The 16,755-nt window shown below is 65.3% G+C and carries 18 protein-coding genes; 13 read left to right on the top strand and 5 right to left on the bottom strand.

The window, feature by feature from the left end; translation table 11 throughout:
- Position 1: 1 nt before the first annotated feature.
- Positions 2-967 (bottom strand): hypothetical protein, encoded by a 966-nt coding sequence (locus AruPA_RS14825; RefSeq protein WP_265637511.1) that lies wholly within the window; start codon positions 965-967, stop codon positions 2-4.
- A 138-nt stretch (positions 968-1,105) separates the two neighbouring features.
- Between AruPA_RS14825 and dapD the strand changes: the two genes are divergently transcribed.
- Genes dapD through AruPA_RS14810 form a run of 3 tightly spaced genes read left to right on the top strand, consistent with a single transcriptional unit; the run spans position 1,106 to position 3,665 of the window.
- On the top strand, positions 1,106-1,945 hold the full coding sequence (gene dapD, locus AruPA_RS14820; RefSeq protein WP_265637510.1) for a 2,3,4,5-tetrahydropyridine-2,6-dicarboxylate N-succinyltransferase: 840 nt from the start codon (positions 1,106-1,108) through the stop codon (positions 1,943-1,945).
- A gap of 2 nt (positions 1,946-1,947) precedes the next feature.
- Positions 1,948-3,060, top strand: coding sequence for a succinyl-diaminopimelate desuccinylase (dapE, locus tag AruPA_RS14815; protein WP_408858757.1), 1,113 nt, complete (start codon positions 1,948-1,950; stop codon positions 3,058-3,060).
- A complete protein-coding gene (locus AruPA_RS14810) occupies positions 3,057-3,665 on the top strand; it encodes a hypothetical protein (protein WP_265637508.1) in 609 nt (202 codons plus the stop codon). Before dapE ends, AruPA_RS14810 begins: the two co-directional genes overlap by 4 nt.
- Here the strand turns inward: AruPA_RS14810 and rsmI are convergent.
- Positions 3,631-4,539: a 16S rRNA (cytidine(1402)-2'-O)-methyltransferase gene (rsmI, locus tag AruPA_RS14805; protein ID WP_265637557.1), complete on the bottom strand. Its 909-nt coding sequence runs from the start codon at positions 4,537-4,539 to the stop codon at positions 3,631-3,633. The two genes, AruPA_RS14810 and rsmI, sit on opposite strands and share 35 nt — an antisense overlap.
- A 29-nt stretch (positions 4,540-4,568) precedes the next feature.
- Here rsmI and AruPA_RS14800 point away from each other — a divergent pair, with 29 nt between their 5' ends.
- The 4 genes from AruPA_RS14800 (at position 4,569) to AruPA_RS14785 (ending at position 8,802) form a co-directional block, all read left to right on the top strand.
- Positions 4,569-5,831 carry a penicillin-binding protein activator gene (locus AruPA_RS14800; RefSeq protein ID WP_265637507.1) on the top strand — a complete coding sequence of 421 codons (1,263 nt, stop codon included), beginning with the start codon at positions 4,569-4,571 and terminating at the stop codon, positions 5,829-5,831.
- A gap of 16 nt (positions 5,832-5,847) precedes the next feature.
- On the top strand, positions 5,848-7,248 hold the full coding sequence (locus AruPA_RS14795) for a cell wall metabolism sensor histidine kinase WalK (RefSeq protein ID WP_265637506.1): 1,401 nt from the start codon (positions 5,848-5,850) through the stop codon (positions 7,246-7,248).
- Positions 7,249-7,327: 79 nt separating this feature from the next.
- Complete coding sequence (locus AruPA_RS14790) at positions 7,328-8,215, top strand: cation diffusion facilitator family transporter (protein WP_265637505.1); 888 nt, start codon at positions 7,328-7,330, stop codon at positions 8,213-8,215.
- Positions 8,216-8,244: 29 nt separating this feature from the next.
- Positions 8,245-8,802 (top strand): cob(I)yrinic acid a,c-diamide adenosyltransferase, encoded by a 558-nt coding sequence (locus tag AruPA_RS14785; protein WP_265637504.1) that lies wholly within the window; start codon positions 8,245-8,247, stop codon positions 8,800-8,802.
- Between the two features lie 20 nt (positions 8,803-8,822).
- Here AruPA_RS14785 and AruPA_RS14780 read toward each other — a convergent pair whose 3' ends face one another.
- Positions 8,823-9,215 carry a hypothetical protein gene (locus AruPA_RS14780; protein WP_265637503.1) on the bottom strand — a complete coding sequence of 131 codons (393 nt, stop codon included), beginning with the start codon at positions 9,213-9,215 and terminating at the stop codon, positions 8,823-8,825.
- Between the two features lie 98 nt (positions 9,216-9,313).
- Between AruPA_RS14780 and AruPA_RS14775 the strand changes: the two genes are divergently transcribed.
- From AruPA_RS14775 to AruPA_RS14750, 6 genes are all read left to right on the top strand, one after another.
- Complete coding sequence (locus tag AruPA_RS14775; protein ID WP_265637502.1) at positions 9,314-10,087, top strand: SDR family oxidoreductase; 774 nt, start codon at positions 9,314-9,316, stop codon at positions 10,085-10,087.
- Positions 10,084-10,980 carry an NrtR DNA-binding winged helix domain-containing protein gene (locus tag AruPA_RS14770; protein ID WP_265637501.1) on the top strand — a complete coding sequence of 299 codons (897 nt, stop codon included), beginning with the start codon at positions 10,084-10,086 and terminating at the stop codon, positions 10,978-10,980. Before AruPA_RS14775 ends, AruPA_RS14770 begins: the two co-directional genes overlap by 4 nt.
- Before the next feature lie 108 nt (positions 10,981-11,088).
- Complete coding sequence (nadA, locus tag AruPA_RS14765; protein WP_408858755.1) at positions 11,089-12,072, top strand: quinolinate synthase NadA; 984 nt, start codon at positions 11,089-11,091, stop codon at positions 12,070-12,072.
- Positions 12,069-13,532, top strand: a complete 1,464-nt coding sequence (locus AruPA_RS14760) for an L-aspartate oxidase (RefSeq protein WP_265637500.1) — start codon at positions 12,069-12,071, stop codon at positions 13,530-13,532. The genes nadA and AruPA_RS14760 overlap by 4 nt, the downstream gene beginning before the upstream one ends.
- Complete coding sequence (nadC, locus tag AruPA_RS14755; RefSeq protein WP_265637499.1) at positions 13,529-14,374, top strand: carboxylating nicotinate-nucleotide diphosphorylase; 846 nt, start codon at positions 13,529-13,531, stop codon at positions 14,372-14,374. Before AruPA_RS14760 ends, nadC begins: the two co-directional genes overlap by 4 nt.
- A 6-nt stretch (positions 14,375-14,380) precedes the next feature.
- Positions 14,381-14,863: a DUF3429 domain-containing protein gene (locus AruPA_RS14750; protein ID WP_265637498.1), complete on the top strand. Its 483-nt coding sequence runs from the start codon at positions 14,381-14,383 to the stop codon at positions 14,861-14,863.
- Positions 14,864-14,884: 21 nt separating this feature from the next.
- Here AruPA_RS14750 and AruPA_RS14745 read toward each other — a convergent pair whose 3' ends face one another.
- Both AruPA_RS14745 and mutT read right to left on the bottom strand, forming a co-directional pair.
- Positions 14,885-15,643, bottom strand: coding sequence for a competence/damage-inducible protein A (locus AruPA_RS14745; RefSeq protein ID WP_265637497.1), 759 nt, complete (start codon positions 15,641-15,643; stop codon positions 14,885-14,887).
- 7 nt (positions 15,644-15,650) lie between these two features.
- Positions 15,651-16,652 (bottom strand): 8-oxo-dGTP diphosphatase MutT, encoded by a 1,002-nt coding sequence (gene mutT, locus AruPA_RS14740; RefSeq protein ID WP_265637496.1) that lies wholly within the window; start codon positions 16,650-16,652, stop codon positions 15,651-15,653.
- Positions 16,653-16,755: the final 103 nt, after the last annotated feature.

The following is a 16,755-nucleotide window of genomic DNA, read 5'->3' as shown; positions in this document are numbered from 1 at the left end:
CTCACTCGGGCGGCTGCCAAATCCTGACGGCGGGGCGGCCCTGAGCGGCCGCTTTAAGGCGGGCCTGTTCCAATCCCTGACGTGCTCGCATCAGCAATGTTGCCGGATCATCGCCCGACTGCGGCCAGCGGGACGCGATGCCGATTGCGGCATGGCGGCCCGATCCAGCCAAAAGCGAATCCAGCCGTGCAACGATCCGGTCACCGCGTTCGGCCGCAATCAGATGGTCGACACCATCGCACCACGCAGCGAGTCTGGTCGGTCCGATTCGTCCAATCAGATCGATGGGGCGAAGCATTTCCTGCAGACAAGCCACCGAACCTTTGATGACGATTGAGGAAGCCTCCGGCGCGCTTGAGCCATCACTGCGGACCCAGCCGAACGCGAACATCGTGCCGATTCGACCCTCGATATCGAGGCGATCAAATCGCCGATCAATCTGTTCGATGAAGCTGGGCAGGCACCAAAGCCCCGTCTCAGGGTCCAGTGCGTGGGGAACCACGCCGTCAGACCCAAGCATCAATCGCTCCACAAACGGCGTAAGCAGCGGCGCGATTGCTTGCAGAAGCTGCTCATCATCCGCATTCAAGCGCCGATCGCCGCGACTCCGCCACGCTACAAGATAGACCTCGGCCGATTTCCCTTGCCCCGGTGTTGAACGCGGCACGATGACCGTAATTGTCTCGGCATTCGCGACATCCGTAAGTCCTATGCCACTCGGGTAATCGGCAAGGACCGTATCGCCCTGCCCTGCCCCGGCGGCGCGACGGCAGGCAAGCACTATGCCTGCATCGGCGAGTTCTGCGGCAATGAGGGCACAGGCCGCCGAAATAGCGGCCGCGGCATCGGGCAAGGTAAGCAAACTGCTCAGCAAACGCGCCAAGCCGGCTCCCCTGGCCACCGCGGTGTTGCAAACCTCTGCCCCCGCTGGTGCGTTCGGATGATGTACGATGTCCTGTTCCGTCATGACCCTACTATGGGGTGACGAAGTGAACAGATGGTTAATCGATCGGCTGGATCCTCAGGGCCACACCAGCCTGGGCAGCGTTGACAGCCCCACCGCTCCTGCTCATGGTCCGCCGTCATCAAAACGGAACTTACGCGCATGGATCAGGCCTCCCTTCAGTCGGCAATCACGATGCTTTGGCAGAACCGCGACAAGCTGGTGAGTGGTCAGCAGGAGGGCGATCAGGCAGCCATCGCGAAGACGCTTGATCTGCTCGACCGTGGCGTTCTGCGGGTTGCCGAACGCGGGAACGATGAGTGGATCGTTCATCAATGGGTCAAGCAGGCGATTTTATTATCGTTCCGAATCATGCCCAACGTGCCATTGCCCGGTGCGGGTGGCGCACCGGTGTTCGATAAAGTTGCGATGAAATTCAATGATTGGGATACAAACCGCTTCGCCGAGGCGGGCATAAGGGCCGTACCCGGTGCTGTCGTTCGCCATTCAGCGCATATTTCGCGCGGAGCGGTTCTCATGCCCTGTTTCATCAACGTGGGTGCCCGGGTCGGTGAAGATACCATGATCGATACCTGGTCGACCGTCGGGTCTTGCGCGCAGGTCGGCCGCAACTGCCATATCAGCGGCGGGGTGGGCATCGGCGGCGTGCTGGAGCCGTTGCAGGCCAATCCTGTGATCATCGAGGACGATTGTTTCATCGGCGCCCGCTCCGAAGTGGCCGAAGGTGTGATCGTCGAACGCGGTGCGGTGCTTTCAATGGGTGTGTTTCTTGGCGCGTCGACCCGAATTATCGATCGGGCGACCGGTGACGTTACCTATGGGCGGGTGCCGGCCTATTCGGTGGTGGTGCCCGGCAGCATGCCTGGCAAACCTCTGCCGGACGGCTCGCAAGGGCCATCGCTGGCCTGCGCTGTCATTGTCAAGCGCGTAGATGCGCAGACTCGCTCGAAAACCGCGATCAACGAGTTGTTGCGCGCGTGAGCCTGACCGATCCGCTTCCGCTGGCGCAGGCTCTGATCGCTTGTCCGTCCGTGACACCGCAGGATGGCGGCGCACAGGCGGTTGTGGCCGATGCGCTGACGCGACTCGGCTTTACCGTCGAGACGCTGCGCTATGGCAGGGTCGCCAATCTGATTGCGCGATTTGGTCAGGGCTCACCCCATTTTGCTTTCGCCGGCCATACCGATGTCGTGCCTCCCGGCGACGGATGGCGGCATGATCCGTTTGCCGGCGTCGTCGAGGACGGATTGCTGTACGGCCGTGGCGCGGTCGACATGAAGGGGGCGATTGCCGCCTTTATCGCCGGCTTCGCCGGCCGCCCCGCCGACGCGAGGACCGGCACGGTGTCCGTGCTCATCACCGGTGATGAGGAGGGCGAGGCGATCGACGGTACGGCGCGACTCCTCGAACATCTGCGCCAGACCGATGCCCTCCCCGATTTCTGCCTCGTCGGAGAGCCGACCTGCCGTGAGGCACTCGGCGATACCGTAAAAATCGGGCGCCGCGGGTCGATTTCGGCGCGGATTACGGTGTCTGGCGTCCAGGGCCATGTCGCCTATCCGCATTTGGCAGATAACCCCGTGCACCGGCTTCTCACGGTGCTCGAAACCCTGCGCGCCCGCGTGCTGGATTCCGGCAACGACTGGTTCGAGCCATCGAGCCTGCAGGTCACCACCGTCGATGTCGGCAATCCGACCGGCAACGTCATCCCACCGCAGGCGAATGCCGCGCTGAACATCCGCTTCAACACCGAGCATGACGGTGCCGCACTGGCGCGCTGGATCACCGCGACGGTGCAGGCGATCGCGCCCGGTGCGCAATGCGACATCAGGCTCAGCGGCGAGGCGTTCCTGACCCAACCAAATGATTTCACCACAAAACTTGCCGCCGCGATCAGCACGACGACAGGGATCAGCCCCCGGCTCGATACCGGGGGCGGCACGTCGGACGCACGGTTCATCACCAACTATTGCCCGGTTGCCGAGTTCGGTCTGGTCGGGCGCAGCATGCACCGCATCGACGAGGCAGTACCGGTCGCCGCGCTTCGCGGCCTCGCTAGGGTCTATGGTGCCGTTCTCGATGCGGTGTTCGCATGAGCGGCAATCGCAAACGCGTCAGATTGCCTGAAGGCAACATCGTACGCGGCCTGTTCCGGCTCGCCCGTGGCGATGGTGGTGGCATCCGCGAATTCGGCAACACGACGGAGGCGTTTTCCGCCTCCATCGCGCCGCTGCTGGCGTTTCCGCTGGTCAGTGCCGTTCTATTCGGATTGACCGGGCACTGGCTGCTCGCCGTCGTCATGCTGTTGTCGCGGGTCTGCGGCGTATTGCTGCAGCCCGTCATGACCGAACTGGTTGCGCGCTACCGCGCCAGCCGGGCAACCTGGCTGGTCACCAGCACGGCGCTCAACTGGTCGATCTGGCTGCTGATTCCGTTGACGCTGATCGGCGGGATCGTCTCGACCGGCCTGGTCAGCCTCGGGATCGACGGGCGTTACGCCGTCATCGGCTCGCTGTGTGGGAGCTTCCTATATCTGCTCTGGGTCCAATGCCTGATCATGCGGGCGGGGCTGCGCCTGACCTGGCTGTTTGCGGTGCCGATCGTGATCGGGATGAATATTCTGATTGCGACCGTCTGCCTTGAACCGTTCCTGGTGCATCCGAGCCTCATGGCTCTGATTGTTCATCCTGCCGTAAACTGAGTGCCCGCGCGTAAACCTGCTTGCGTGGCAGATCGAGCGCCCGCGCCACGGACGTGGCGGCATCCTTGATGCTCATGGTTTCCAGCGCGTCATGCAGGGCATCGTCGAGTTCGGCATCGCTCGCGACATAATCAGGTGCAGGACCGATCACCATAGTGATTTCGCCGCGCGGCGCGGTGGTCCGAAAATGGGTCGCCAAACCCACCAGCCCGCCGCGCCGGATGTCTTCGAATCGCTTGGTGAGTTCGCGACCGACCGCGGCCGGCCGGTCGCCCAGCACGGCCGCACAATCATCGAGCGAGGCAATCAGGCGGTGCGGTGCCTCATAGACGATCAACGTCGCGTTCAAACCCGCCCGCTCGGCGTTGGCCACCCGTTCCAACACGGCACGGCGTGCCGCGGAGCGTGGCGGCAGAAACCCCATGAACAGGAATGGATGCGGCGGCAGCCCGGATAGGGCCAGCGCCATCATCGCGGCATTGGGCCCCGGTACCGCACTGATCGTGAGGCCGGCGGCAATCGCGGCGCGCACCAGACGAAACCCGGGGTCGGCGATTAGCGGCGCGCCGGCGTCGCTGACCAGGGCAAACCGCCGTCCGCCACGCATTGCCGCGATCAGAGGTTCGGTACGCCCGGCCTCGTTATGGTCGTGCAGAGCTTGCAGCCGGGTCGTGATCCCATTGAGCGCCAGTAATGGTGCTGTAACGCGCGTATCCTCGCACAATATGATATCGGACTCGCGTAACGCCGCGACCGCACGCGGCGAAAGATCACCCAGGTTGCCGATCGGGGTGGAAACCAGCACAAGGGCTGGCCGATGATCCCTGATGGACTCGGCCGATTGAATAGGAGTTTCAGATGTCACACCGTGCATTAACGCCCCGGAGGCTTGCGCTGGCAACAGTGGCGGCGACATCTCTGATCCTATCGTCCTGTACCGAACCGGCACCAACGCTGCCCGGCATCAGCCCTTCAGCCGGAGTCACGCCGCCGTCGATCCAACCCGATACCGGGCGGACCAACGGCCCTGTCGCGTTGCTGGTGCCGCTGTCGGGCCCGCTCGCCGCGATCGGTCAATCGCTGGAACAATCGGTCAAACTTGCCTTCACAGCGCCAGGTGCGCCGGCACTCGATGTGCGCGACACCGGCGGGACGCCGCAAGGCGCTGCCGCCGCTGCACAGGCGGCCATCGCCGCGGGCGACGGGTTGATTCTCGGGCCGCTGACCAAAAACGATACCCAGGCCGTCGCCCCGATCGCCCATGCCGCCAATGTCAACGTGCTGGCTTTCACCAATGACGAAACGGTCGCGGCCCCCGGCGTTTGGCCACTCGGTGTTTCGCCGGGGCAGCAGGTTCGCCGGGTCGTATCCTACGCGGCCGATCATGGGCGCACCCGCACGGCTGCGATCCTGCCGGAAAACGCCTACGGTCGGTTGATGGGCAGCGCCTTGCAGGCGGAGGCGCAGCAGCTTGGCGAACCATCGCCCCAGATCAGTTATTTCGGATCGTCGTTCGCGAGCCTGACCCAGACGGTCCGCAGCGTGTCCGACTTCGACAGCCGCGGCGCCGGAATCGAGGCGCGGATTCGCGCCGCACGCGCGCAGGACGACCAAGCCGGGCGCATCGCCGCGGCCAAGCTGGAGCGCCAGCCGATTCCGCCGCCACCGTTCGATGCGTTGCTGGTGGGCGCAACGGGCGAGCAGCTGGCCGAAATCGGCACGCTGTTGCCGTATTACGAGGCTGCCCCCCCGCAGATCCAGCTGCTTGGCCCGGCGCTTTGGGCGCGCGAGGCGACCGCGATGGCGAGCCACGATACGCTCCGCGGCGCGCTCTACGCGGCACCTGATCCCTCGCTCTGTCTCGGATTCCAACAGAAATTCCAGTCAGTTTACGGCAATCCACCGCCTTCAGGTGTGGATAACGTCGGATTCGATGCCGGGGCCATGGCGGTTCTGGCAGCGCGCCAAGGCGGCTTCACGGCCGAAACGTTGACCAACCCGACGGGATTTTCAGGAACGGACGGTGTCTTCCGCCTCGATCCGGATGGTCACGTCCAGCGCGGCCTTGCAGTCTTCAAAGTGGAGCCGGGCGGTCCGCAAATCGTCTCGCCGGCGCCATCCGACCTGCCGCCGCCGCCTCCCGCCGTCGCACCGCCAACCAGCTGACGATGCCGCACCGCCCGTGAATCGTCCGATCGCGACGATCGCCGCCTGGCTCGGCTTTCCGCCCTTCGTCGTTCTGATGATTCTGGTCGCAAGCGGAACACTGCGCCCCTGGGAGGGTTTGCTCTGCCTGCTTGGCTGCGCTGTGTGGTCGATCGGCGCCGGTGCCGTCCTCGCGCGTGATCTGCGCCGGTTCGGTGCCAGCCTCGCCGATGAATCCGGAAGCGATGTTCATCTCCTCACCCCCGGGCTCGGACAACTGGCGGAAAGGGCACGCCAGACGATCGATGCCGAACGACGCTCGCGACTGACCATTGCAACGAACGCCAGCACCAGCCAGTCGCTGCTCGAGCGTCTGCCGGATGCGCTGTTTCAGTTGGAGGGACCGCCCGGCATGCGGCGCGTCGTGTGGTGCAATCCCGCAGCGGCCAATGCGTATGGTACCGAGGAATCGGCACTGCTGCGCCATCCTGCCCTGCGCACCGCACTGCAGGCCGCCGAGGCGACCAACGAGCCGATCCGCACCACGGTCAGCCTCGCAGCACCGATTCCCCGCGACCTCGATGCGACCGTGATCCGCACCGATTCGAGCGATCGGTCGGCACCGCTGTATCTGCTCTTGACCGATCGCACCCGTGAGCGCGGCCTGGAGCGGATGCGCGCCGATTTCGTTGCCAATGCCAGCCACGAGTTGCGCACGCCACTGACCAGCCTGATCGGGTTCATCGAAACATTGCAGGGACCCGCGCTGGGCGATGCCGAGGCCCTGCCCCGTTTTCTGACGATCATGGGCGAGCAGGCGGCACGCATGCAGCGGATCATCGCGGATCTGCTCAGCCTGTCGCGTATCGAGATGACCGAACATCAGCCTCCGGCCGAGAGGGTCGATATTGTGCCGCTGCTGCGCCAGGTTGCCGCGTTCATGGAGCCGATCCTGCGGGATGGCCGCACCAGCATAAAACTCGATCTGCCGGATCAGATGCCCAGCATCCGTGGCGATGCCGGACAACTGACCCAGGTGTTCGGCAATCTTATCGACAATGCGGTGAAATACAGCGCTCTCAAACACGGCAAAGGCGGCGGCACCGTGACGTTGACCACGGTGATAACGCCGACGCCGCAATATGCGGCTCCCGGCATTCTGATCAGCGTCGCCGACGACGGACCGGGAATCGCGCGCGAGCACCTGCCGCGGTTGACCGAGCGTTTCTACCGGGCCGACAAGGGGCGCTCGCGCGCCATCGGTGGCACCGGGCTGGGTCTCGCGATCGTCAAGCATGTGGTGTCACGTCACCGGGGCCGCCTGACCATCGAAAGTATCGAGGGCGAAGGAACCACCTGCCATGTCTGGCTGCCGCTGGCAGGCGAGACCAACCGCGCCGCGCCGGATCGGCCGCGCCCTCCCGTGCACGAGGGCTGATTCCCGCGCGATCCGGGGTGCATTCACCCGCCGCTCTGGGGTATGTGGGAGCGCGCAACACGAGGACACGCGACAGAGGATGACGACCCCGTTACGATTCGCCGCCGGCAGCCTGGTGATCGGCCTCCTGGCCCTCGCGGTCAAAGCCGCCGCGTGGCAGGTGAGCGGCTCAGCGGCGCTGTATTCCGATGCGCTGGAGTCGCTGGTGAATGTATTTGCCGCGCTGATGGTGATCTTTGCGCTGCAAACCGCCGCCAAACCCGCCGACTTCGAGCATCCTTACGGGCACGCCAAGGCAGAACTGCTCAGCGCCGTGGCCGAGGGCGGACTGATCGTGTTTGCCGCGGTCCTGATCCTCGAGACCGCGGCCAAGACCATTCTGGCGCCACACCTGCCGGAGCGCCCGTGGCTGGGGCTCGCGCTCAATGCCAGCGGCGGGGTGATCAACGCGCTCTGGGCGTTTGTCCTCAGCCGTTCGGGCGCGACGAAACGTTTCCCGGCCCTCGCTGCGGATCAGGCGCATCTGGTGGCCGATGCAATTACCACGCTCGGCATCATCGCCGGCCTGACGCTCGCCGTGGTGGCGCGCCTGCCGATTCTCGATCCGCTGATCGCAATTGCCATCGCGGTGCAGATCGCGGTGATCGGTGGGCGCACGATCATGCGCTCACTCAGCCTGCTGCTCGACCGCGCGCCGCCGCCGGATATCGTGGCGCGCATCCGCAACCTGGTCGGAACCCATGCGGTCGGCGCGATCGAGGCGCACGACATGCGGATGCGCCAGGCCGGCCGCTCCAGTTTTCTCGAATTTCACCTTGTCGTGCCGGGCGCCATGTCCGTCGCGGAATCCCACACCATATGCGACCGGATCGAAGCGGCACTGAAGGACGAGATGCCCGGCGTCATCATCACCATTCATGTCGAACCCGATCACAAGGCAAAACATCAGGGCATCCTGGTCGTCTGACCGGGGGCCGCAGAAGGAACTGAACGACCATGCTTCGATTAGATCGTATCGTGACCCGCGGCGGCGATGGCGGCGAAACCTCGCTCGCCGATGGCTCGCGCCTGCCGAAACATCATCCGCGCATCCAGGTACTCGGCGCGCTGGACGAAACCAACACGGCCATCGGATCACTGCGGGTGGTCTGTGCTGATCGCCCCGCGATCGATCATCTGCTGGCGCAGATCCAGAACGATCTGTTCGACCTCGGTGCCGATCTTGCGACGCCAGGCCCGGCGCGCCGTGGCCCGCCGCTCAGCGAGGCGTATCTGACCAAGCTGGAGGATGCCGCGAAAACCCTCAACGAGACGATCGAACCGCTGCGCAGCTTCGTGCTGCCCGGCGGCACCGAGGCGGCCGCCCGCGCGCATCTGGCCCGCACGATCGCCCGGCGCGCGGAACGCGACCTCGTCACACTCGCCGCCACCGAGGCGATCTCCCCGGTTCTGATCCCGTACATGAACCGCGTATCGGACGTCATGTTCATCCTTGCCCGCCTGCTCAACGACGGCGGCAAGGCCGATATTCTGTGGGTGCCGGGCGGCCGATAGACGGCCGCGGCGGCGAACGGTCAGAGCAGATGAAAACCGGCGACCTTGCCGGCGTCGAGATTGAGACTGGTCAGCACCTGATCACCGTTGTGCAGGGTCACTTCGAAAATATAGTTGACGAACTGGCCGACTTTCTGCGTCGTGATGAATTTGACGCTGTAGGGCTGCGCCAGCGGGATCTTGGAATCGATGATCTGCGCCTGGGCTTCGAACTTCTTGGAATCCACGCTCGCCTTGAACCCATCGGACGCCGGTGCCACGAAAGCGCTGTAGTCCGGATGGGCGATGGCGCCGAGCATCTGCTTCATGTCGGTCGTCGCCAGGGCGGTTTCCGAGGCAGCGGCGTGCGCGGCCGGCAGGCCAAGCACCGTAAGGGCCGCCATCGTCAAACCCGCATAGATCAATTGTATCATCGCGTTTCCTTTTCCATAGTCGATCGCCCCGGCCCGGGCCGCCAAATTGCACGGATCGTACCGGCCTGCTATCATGACGGCTTCACGGAGAACGATCAATGACCGAGCAGTTTCGCGGCCGCCGTGCCCTGGTTACCGGCGCTTCCAGCGGGATCGGCGCCGATATCGCCCGTCAACTCGCCCAGCGCGGTGCCGATCTGGTACTGGTCGCCCGCCGCGCCGACCGGTTGGACACGCTCGCGGCGGAATGCCGGTTGTTCGGTGTCGATGTGGAGACCGCGCCGGCTGACCTCGCCGATCCGCAGGCGAGCATCGACCTGGCTGCGCGGTTTCCGGGCACCGATATCCTCATCAACAACGCCGGGCTCGGCGCATTCGGCCGTTTCACCGAAACCGAGTACGACAAGATCGAGCGGATGATCGCGGTCAACATCACATCGCTGACCCATCTGACCCGCCTGTTCGCACCGGCCATGGCCGCGCGTGGCTGGGGACGGATCATGCTCGTCGCATCGACTGCCGGGTTCCAGCCGGTGCCGCTCTATGCCGTTTATGCCGCGACCAAGGCCTATGTCCTGTCATTCGGCGGCGCGCTCAATGTCGAACTCGCCCCGGCAGGCGTGACGACCACGGTGCTCTGCCCCGGCACCACCAGGACGGAATTTTTCGAAGTCGCCGCGCAGACCAAATCGCCCCTGATGGAGCGGGGCGCGATGAGCAGCGCGGATGTCGCGCGCATCGGGCTTGATGCTCTGGCCAAGGGCCGCGCGACCGTGATCAGCGGGGCTGTGAACAACGCCATGGTGTTCGGCACGCGCCTGGCGCCCCGCAGCCTGACCGCGCAGCTCGCCTATCGGATCATGAAGCCTTGAGTGGCGCACAGCCGATCCATGCCGAACTGATCGCTGTGATCGTTGCCGTCTCCGACGGCGCCCCGAAGGTTCTGACGCTCAGCGATGGCAGCGCCCTGCCCGCCGGCCCGCTCGAATCCGGTCATCAATCGCTCCAGGCAGGGTTGCGCAACTGGGTCGAACGCCAGACCGGTCATACGCTGGGCCATGTCGAACAGCTTTATACCTTCGCCGACCCCGACCGCAGCCGCGCCGGGCGGAGCATTTCCATCTCGTATCTGGGTCTCACCCGCGAAACCCGGACGAAACTCGGCGGCCAGGTGTCCTGGCAGGATTGGTACCGGTATTTCCCGTGGGAGGACCGCCGCGCGCCCGCCACGGGGATCGACCTCACCATCAAGCCCGGTCTGGCGCGCTGGGTGGACGAGGCGGCGGACCGGCAGTCCCGCGCCGTGCGCTGTTTCGCGCTGGACGGTGCGCCGTGGAACGAGGATCTGACGCTATCGCGCTATGAATTGCTCTACGAGGCCGGGCTGGTGCGCGAAGCGGCGCGGGACGGCCGGCCGGTTCATGGCGATTTCGCACCGGGGATCGCAATGACCGCCGATCACCGCCGGATTCTGGCGACCGCGATCAGCCGGTTGCGCGCCACGATCAAATATCGGCCCGTGGTGTTCGAACTCCTGCCCGATCAATTTACCCTGCTCGATCTGCAACACTGCATCGAGGCTCTGGCAGGGCATACGCTGCACAAGGGTAATTTCCGTCGCCTGATCGAAGGCCAGACCTTGCTGGAGGAGACTGGAACATTGGCAAGCGGTCCGGGCCGCCCCGCCAAATTGTTCCGCTTCAGCGCGGCCATCCGCGCCGAACGTGCCCAGGCCGGCACGAGACTGCCGCTCGCGCGGCCTTGACCTGAATATACTCAGCTTTAATATTATTCTGGCAACGCCTGATCGTTGTCGCGCAATTTCGGCCATAAATATACTCAATTCGAGTATAAGGATCATCCAGTGACCATCATGATGGACGCCCTCGCGGACCCCGTTTATGCCAAGCTGGCCCAGCACGTGCCACCCGGGGAATGGGTGCTGATGCACGAGGCTATCTCGGCGATCCGCACCCTCAAACGCGAGCGCGATGCGATCGTTCTGGCTCACAACTACCAGACCCCCGCGATTTATCACGGTGTCGCCGACATCGTCGGTGACAGTCTCGCGCTCGCCCGCGAAGCGATGACGACCCGCGCGGCAGTGATCGTCGTGGCCGGCGTGCATTTCATGGCCGAGACCGCGAAAATCCTGAATCCCGCCAAAACCGTGCTGATCCCCGACAGCCGCGCCGGCTGTTCGCTGGCCGAAAGCATTACCGCCGCCGATGTCCGCATGCTGCGCGACCGGCATCCTGGGATACCGCTGATCGCCTATGTGAATACCTCGGCCGCGGTCAAAGCCGAGGTCGATTACTGCTGCACCTCGGCTAACGCACGGAAAGTCGTGGAGCATGCGGCGACGCAGGCTGGGACCGATACCGTGATCATGCTGCCGGACCGGTTTCTGGCCGCGAACACGGCACGCGAAACCCAGGTGAAGATCATCGCATGGGATGGCGCCTGCGAAGTGCATGAACGTTTCACGGCGCACGATATCGCGCAGGTCCGTGCCCAGTTTCCGGACGTGACGGTCCTGGCCCATCCGGAATGTCCCGAAGCGGTCGTCGCCGCATCGGATTTCGCGGGCTCGACCGCGGCCCTGGCCGATTACGTCGCGCGGCATCGGCCGGCACGGGTCGCGCTGATTACCGAATGCTCGATGGCCGACAATATCGCCGCCGCCAATCCGGCCACGCAGTTCGTCAAGCCGTGCAATCTGTGCCCGCACATGAAACGGATCACGCTCGGCAATATCCGTCATGCGCTGGAAACCATGACCGAACAGGTGGCGATCGAGCCGGCCCTCGCCACCCGCGCGCGTATCGCCGTCGAACGGATGCTGGCGATCCCATGAAACACATCATCGGAGCCGGCATCGCCGGGCTGGCCGCCGCGCTTGCAATGGCGCCGGAACCGGTCACGCTGATCACAGCCGGCACGTTCGAGCACGGTGCCGCCAGCCTGTGGTCGCAGGGCGGTATCGCCGCCGCGATCGGGGTTGACGACTCCCCTGCCCTGCATTGTGCCGATACGATCGCCGCCGGTGATGGCCTGTGCGACCCGGACGCCGTGCGCCGCATCATCGAGCAAGGTCCCGCGGTGATCGAAGCGCTGCGCCGGCTTGGGGTTGCTTTCGATGAGGGGCTCGGATTGGAGGCCGCGCACACACGCCGCCGCATCGTGCATGTGCGCGACCGCACCGGGCTGGCGATCACCCAGGCGTTGGCCGCCGCGGTGCGTGGATCACCGCATATCAGGGTTCTCGAGCGCACCGCCGTGCGCGATCTGCATGCGCCGAACGGCGTGGTTGCCGGGCTGTGGATCGATCACGGCGAGACGCCGACCTATCTGCCGAGCAATGCCGTGCTGATCGCCACCGGCGGCATCGGCGCGCTCTATCGCCACAGCAGCAACCCGGCCGGCGCGACCGGCAGCGGCCTCGCAGTCGCCGCCCGCGCCGGGGCGGTGCTGCGCGACCTGGAATTCGTGCAGTTTCATCCCACCGGTCTGGGTACCGGCTCGACCCCGATGCCGTTGATATCCGAGGCCGTGCGGGGCGAAGGTGCGCGGCTGATCGATGAAACCGATGCGCGCTTCACCGACGAGCTCGCACCGCGCGACGCGGTTTCGCGCGCGGTGTTCCATCATCTCGGCGGGAATCATCGCGTTTTTCTCGATGCCACCGGCATTGCGGGTTTCGCCACGCGCTTTCCGACCATCGATGCCGCCTGCAAGGCCGCTGGAATCGATCCCGCGGTGCAACCGATCCCGGTTCGCCCGGTTGCGCATTACCATATGGGCGGCATTGCGGTGGATGCGGCCGGCCGGACGACTATCGGCCGGTTGTTTGCCGCCGGCGAGGCCGCCTGTACCGGACTGCATGGCGCCAACCGGCTGGCGAGTAATTCGCTGTTGGAAGCCTTCGTCACGGGCCAGGATGCCGGACGCGCCATGGCAATGGTGGCGGCCGCCCCCGATCATATCTGGCCCCCCGCGCCTGAACCGCGCTCGGATGCTTCGCCGCTGGTCAGTGATCTCGTCAGCCGCCATCTCGGAGTTCTGCGTGATCATGCGGGGCTTGCGCGCATGATCGGACGCCTGCTGCCGCTCGCCGCCGGCAGCGATGCCGCGCTGATCGCGCTGATGACCGCGGTTTGCGCGATCGATCGTACCGAGAGCCGCGGCGCGCATTGCCGGACCGATCATGCGACGCCGTCCGCCCAGGCAGTTCACACCAGCATCACCATGCGGCAGGCGCTTTCACGAGCTGCCGCGCTGATCGATGCCCACCGCCAAGTGGGGCGCGCCGCATGAGCCCCTTGCCGCGCCTGCTGATCGAGCCGCTCGTCCGCGCTGCGCTGCTCGAAGATCTGGGCCGGGCCGGGGATATCACCGCCGATGCGGTGATTGCGGTGGATGCGGTCACAAGCGTCGCGTTCGTGGCACGCGAACCCGGCACCATCGCGGGGCTCGATTGCGCGGCGATCGCCTTCTCCTTGCTCGACCCCGCCCTGGCGCTCGATATTCTGGTGCCGGATGGCAGTCAGGTACAACCCGGGGAGACGATTGCGACGCTCGAGGGAAGGGCACGGGCGATCCTGTCCGGTGAACGGGTGGCGCTGAATTTTCTGGGTCAATTGTCAGGCGTCGCCACCGCGACCCATGGCATTGCCCGCTCGATCGCGCATACGCGCGCGAAAATCACCTGCACACGCAAAACCATCCCGACGATGCGGGCACTGCAGAAATACGCGGTCCGTTGCGGCGGTGGGGCCAATCATCGGTTCGGGCTCGATGATGCGATCCTGATCAAGGATAATCACATCGCGATTGCCGGCGGCGTCGCCATCGCCATCGGCCGCGCGCGCGCCGCCGCGGGGCACCTGGTCAAGATCGAATGCGAGGTCGATACGCTCGATCAGTTGCGCGAGGCGCTCGACGCCGGGACCGATGCCGTCCTGCTCGACAATATGAGCCTCGATGATCTGCGCACCGCGGTCAGGCTCGCCAGAACGCGCGCGATCACCGAAGCCTCCGGCCGCATCACGCCCGACACGGCGCCGGCGATCGCCGAAACCGGTGTCGATCTGATTTCCGCCGGCTGGCTGACCCATAGCGCGCGGGTGCTGGATATCGGACTCGATTTCATGACATAAGCCGGCATGACCCGATCGCCCTTCACCACCGCCGCCCTGCTTACCGCCGCCGGCGCCGTACCGTTTCTCGCGTGTCTTGCCGTGATCATTACCCAGCCGACCAACGCCCCGGCGGCCACGGTGGTGATGATCGATTACGGTGCCTGCATCCTGAGTTTTCTGGGCGCGGTGCATTGGGGTTTCGCGCTGGAACCCGGCGGTGTGGTGATCGACCCGCGGCTGAACCACCAGCGCCTGAGCTTCGGTGTCGCCCCTGCCCTGATCGCGTGGGCAGCGCTGCTGATCATGACGCTGGCGGCCGCCCCGCGCGCGGCGATCGCGGTTTTGATTGCCGGTTTCTTCGCAACCATCATCGGCGAGACGATCGGACGCGGGCGTGACCTTGTCGCTTCGAATTACCTGACGATGCGCTGGATCGTTTCGATCGTGGTGCTGGCGGTGCTGATCATTACGTTCTTCATCGAAGTGATCGGCATGCGGCACGGCTGATCGGCCCGGACGCCGGCTTGGCTAGGCCGGCGGCTCGCCTTTGATCGCCGCGATATGCTGCGAGGCGATCAGGCTTTCGGCTTCGGCGATGGCGGCATCCAGTGCTGCTTCATCGGTTCCCTTTGCGACGATCGCGACGCCGCCGCCGGTTTCGCGGTAGAACGGATAGCTGCCGAGGTCGAGCATGGGATAGCGGTTCTGAATGGCGCTCAGCCCGGCGGCGATGCTGCCTTCCTTGACGCCGATGCCGTGGACCGCGCGCATCGCGATCGGGGTGCCCTGGCCGAGGCTGGGTTCGAGGCTCGCGAACATCGATTGCATGATGCGCGGCACGCCGGCCATGACATGAACATTGCCGATCGAGAAGCCGGGTGCGATGGTCATTGCGGTCGGGATGGGAACGGCGCCGCGCGGCAGGGTGGCCATGCGCTGACGCGCCTCGTTGAAGTTTTCAGCACCGAGGTGCCTCTCCATCGCATCCCAGGTCGGCTGGTGTTTTTCCCACGGCACACCAAAGGCCAGGGCGATGCATTCGGAGGTGACGTCGTCATGCGTCGGTCCGATACCGCCGGTGGTGAACAGATTGTCGTAGGCGGCGCGCAACTCGTTGACGGCGCGGATGATCCGTTCGGGGACATCCGGCACGACGCGCACTTCCTCGAGCTTGTGGCCGATCGCGGCGAGGCGGGTGGCGATGAATTTGACGTTGATGTCCTGGGTGCGGCCGGAGAGGATTTCATTGCCGATGATCAGGATGGCGGCGGTTTTATTATTGCTCATGATGTCCTCAGAGAAAATCGCGCAGAAGGGGGATCAGCGGCCGGTCGGCCGGCGGCATCGGGTATTCTTCGAGCTGGGCCGGATCGACCCAGGCGAGGGCCTGGCCCTCGCGTGATTGCGGTGTGCCCTGCCAGCGGCGGCAGAGATAGAGCGGCATCATCAGATGAAAGGTTTCGTAACCGTGCGAGGCAAAGGCGAAGGGGGCAACATCCGCCGTGCGGACGGTGATGGCGAGTTCCTCGTCGAGCTCGCGGACCAGGGCGGCTTCGGGGGTTTCACCCGGCGCGAGCTTGCCGCCGGGAAACTCCCAGAGACCCGCAAGTTTTTTGCCGGCGGGGCGGCGCGCGAGCAGGATTTTGCCGCTCTTGTCGATCAGCGCGCAGGCGGCGACCAGCAGGAGAGGTTTCGCGTCATTGACCGGTGCTGCAGGTTTGGGAGCGGTGTCACGGAAGGCGATATCTTCGCGGGTGATCGCGAAATGGCGCACGGCCTGGCGGATGCCGGGGCGGCTGATGAATTTTTCATGACCGGTGCCGGTTTCGCTGAAGCCGGCGCGGCGGAGCACGGCGAGCGAGGCGGCGTTGTCATCGGCCACGGTTGCGATCACCCGATGCATGCCCAGCTCCGCAAAGCCCCAGCGGAGCAGATGCAGCACCGCCTGGCGGCCATGCCCCCTGCCCCACGCGCGCCGCGCGACCCAGTAGCCGAGGGCCGCGTTCTCACCCGATTTGTCGAGGCGGAGGCCGGCGCAGCCGATCATCGCCTGGGTGCCATCGGCGCCCGACCCATCAGTGATGGCGAACTGGTAGGCGCGGCCGGCGGCGCGGTCGGCGATGGCGGCGTCGATCCAGTCACGCGCGAGGGTTGCCGGGTATGGAAACGGCGCTTCGGGCAGCAGGCGGCAGATTTCCCAATCGTTGATCAAAAGGTGAAACCGCGCGGCGTCGCCCGCCTCGATCGGGCGTAGCGTGGTGGTCACCGGCTTGGCAGAGATGGTGGTTGAGGACACGGGACTCCTGACGCTCGGTTCACGATGGACCTGGGATAGCCGGTCCGCCGCCGCACCGGAAGGTGCTGGCGGGACACAGTGCGGGGGCGGTTGATTTGCGGCG

The sequence above is a fragment of the Acidiphilium sp. PA genome (assembly GCF_026191915.1).
Taxonomy (GTDB): domain Bacteria; phylum Pseudomonadota; class Alphaproteobacteria; order Acetobacterales; family Acetobacteraceae; genus Acidiphilium.
This window is presented reverse-complemented; position numbering and strand designations above follow the sequence as displayed.